General features: G+C 75.2%; 3 protein-coding genes. 1 reads left to right on the forward strand and 2 read right to left on the reverse strand.

Features of this window, described 5'->3' with window-relative positions:
* The coding region (locus ABNT58_RS28830) for a hypothetical protein (protein WP_348756783.1) at nt 1–277 on the reverse strand (277 nt) is incomplete at its 3' end.
* Nucleotides 278–432: 155 nt separating this feature from the next.
* Between ABNT58_RS28830 and ABNT58_RS28835 the strand changes: the two genes are divergently transcribed.
* The gene (locus ABNT58_RS28835; protein WP_348756784.1) at nt 433–1,371 is read left to right on the forward strand and encodes a LysR substrate-binding domain-containing protein; all 939 of its coding nucleotides are present in this window, start codon (nt 433–435) and stop codon (nt 1,369–1,371) included.
* Between the two features lie 109 nt (nt 1,372–1,480).
* Here the strand turns inward: ABNT58_RS28835 and ABNT58_RS28840 are convergent.
* On the reverse strand, nt 1,481–1,969 hold a 489-nt coding region (locus ABNT58_RS28840), incomplete at its 5' end, for a LysR substrate-binding domain-containing protein (protein WP_348756785.1).

The raw sequence follows: 1,969 nt of genomic DNA on the forward strand, positions 1-1,969 counted from the left end.
ACGAGAGCGAGAACTCCTGCACCAGGCCCTGCACCAGGCCTTCACGGCCGCCGGCCGACTTGCGCTCACGCAGCCGCGTGGCCAGCTGGCCGGCCAAGGCCTGCACCGCGGCAGCCTGGGCCGCGGGCAGCCGGGCCTGCTCCAGCAGCACCGCCACGGCCTCCGGCTCGGGCCGGCGATAGGCGGAGGTGATGGCCGCACGCAGCACGCTTTGCGGGCGCAGGCGGGCGGCGAACTCGACGAAGGGTCGGGGGGCTTCGGTGACAACGGCATTCATGGGGCGCTCGATCCGGCTGATGCGCAGGCGCAACGGGCCTGCTGCAGGTATCGGCCCACTATAGGAAGCGCCCCGCCCCGCCGCAATGGCGCAGCCAGACGGCTTGCCGATGCAGTCATCGCTTTTTGCGATGGCTCGCAGCGCATACTGGCGGCATGGACCTGCGGCAGCTCAAGTACTTCGTGCGCATCGTGGAGCTGGGCGGGCTGTCGGCCGCCGCACAGTCGCTGCACGTGGCGCAGCCCTCGCTCAGCCAGCATGTGGCCAACCTGGAGGCCGAGCTGGGCCTGCCGCTGCTGGAACGCGGCGCCCGCGGCGCCCGCCCCACGCCGGCCGGCCGGCGGCTGTACGAACAGGCCAAGGCCCTGCTGCGCCAGGCCGGCGACATCCCGGCGCTGGTGCGCCAGGAAGGCGGCGAGGTGGCCGGCCATGTGCGGCTGGGGCTGCCGGCCAGCACTGCGCGCCGGGTGGCGGTGCCGCTGCTGCGCGCACTGCGCGAGGCCCACCCGGGCGTGACGCTGGAGATCGTGGAAGGCTCCACCGCCTACATCGCCGAGATGCTGCAGCGCCACCTGCTGGACCTGGGCGTGGCGGTGCACCCGGGCGACGATGCGCGGCTGGACGTGCACCCGCTGGTGACCGAAGAGCTGATGCTGGTGGGGCCACCCGGCGACGTGCCGCCCGGCCCGGTGGAAGTGGCGGTGGCGGTGGCGCAGCTGGCCACGCTGCCGCTGCTGCTGCCGGCCTTTCCGAATGCCATCCGGGTGCGCATCGAGCAGCTGTGCAACGCCGCCGGCCTGCGCTACCGGCTGGTGGCCGAAAGCGCCGCTGCGCAGGTGATGGTGGCCACCGCGCAGGCCGGCATCGCCTGGACCATCCTGCCCTGGTCGGCCTTCGAGCATGAAGACCCGGCCAGCCTGAGCTGGCGGCCGATCGCCGGCCGCGCCTTCACCCGCACGCTGGCGGTGTGCGGCAGCCGTGCCGCCGCCGGCCAACCGGCGGGCGAGGCGGTGCGGCAGCAGTTGCAGGCGGTGGTGGCGGCGATGCTGGCCGAGGGCGGCTGGCCGCAGGCGGAGCTGCCGGCGAGGCGCTGAGTGGCATGGGCAGGCCCGGGCTTCTGGGCGCTGCGCGCTGCCTGCCGAGATGCCCAGGGGCGCGATGCCCCGGTGCCCGACGGGCGCCACGCCCCAACGCCCCGCGCCGCTACGCCCCGGCGTCCGGCGCCGCCAGCGCGCGGATCAGCCGCCGCAAGGCCGGCGTGGCCTTGCCGCGGCGGCAGATCAGCACGATGCCTTGCCGGTGCGCATAACGCGCCGGCTGCACCCGCCGCAGCCCCTGCAGCGCGGCGGTGCCGGCCACATAGTGGTCGGGCAGGAAACCCGCATGGCGGCCGGTGAGCACCAGCAGCGCCACGCCTTCCAGGCTGTCGGCCCGCGCGCTGCCCGCCGCGGGCGGCACTGGCAGCAGCGCGGGCGGCAGGGTGTCGACGTAGGGGTCGGTCACCAGCGCGGCGTCTTCCAGCCGCAGCGGCGCCGATTCGTCGCCCGCGCGGGCATGCCAGGGATGGCCGGGCGCCACCCACAGGCTGTTGGCCTCTTCGTACAGCCGGTGCTGCTCCAGCCCGGCCGGCGCGGCGCGGGCGGCCACGATGCCGGCGTCCAGCGTGCCGGCCAGCAGTTCTCGCTCGATCTC

Source organism: uncultured Aquincola sp. (genome assembly GCF_964001545.1).
GTDB lineage: Bacteria > Pseudomonadota > Gammaproteobacteria > Burkholderiales > Burkholderiaceae_C > Aquincola.

Bases quoted from the DNA above. Each gene is read 5' to 3' on its own strand.
- ABNT58_RS28835 (WP_348756784.1), top strand. From the start codon at position 433: ATGGACCTGCGGCAGCTCAAGTACTTCGTGCGCATCGTGGAGCTGGGC.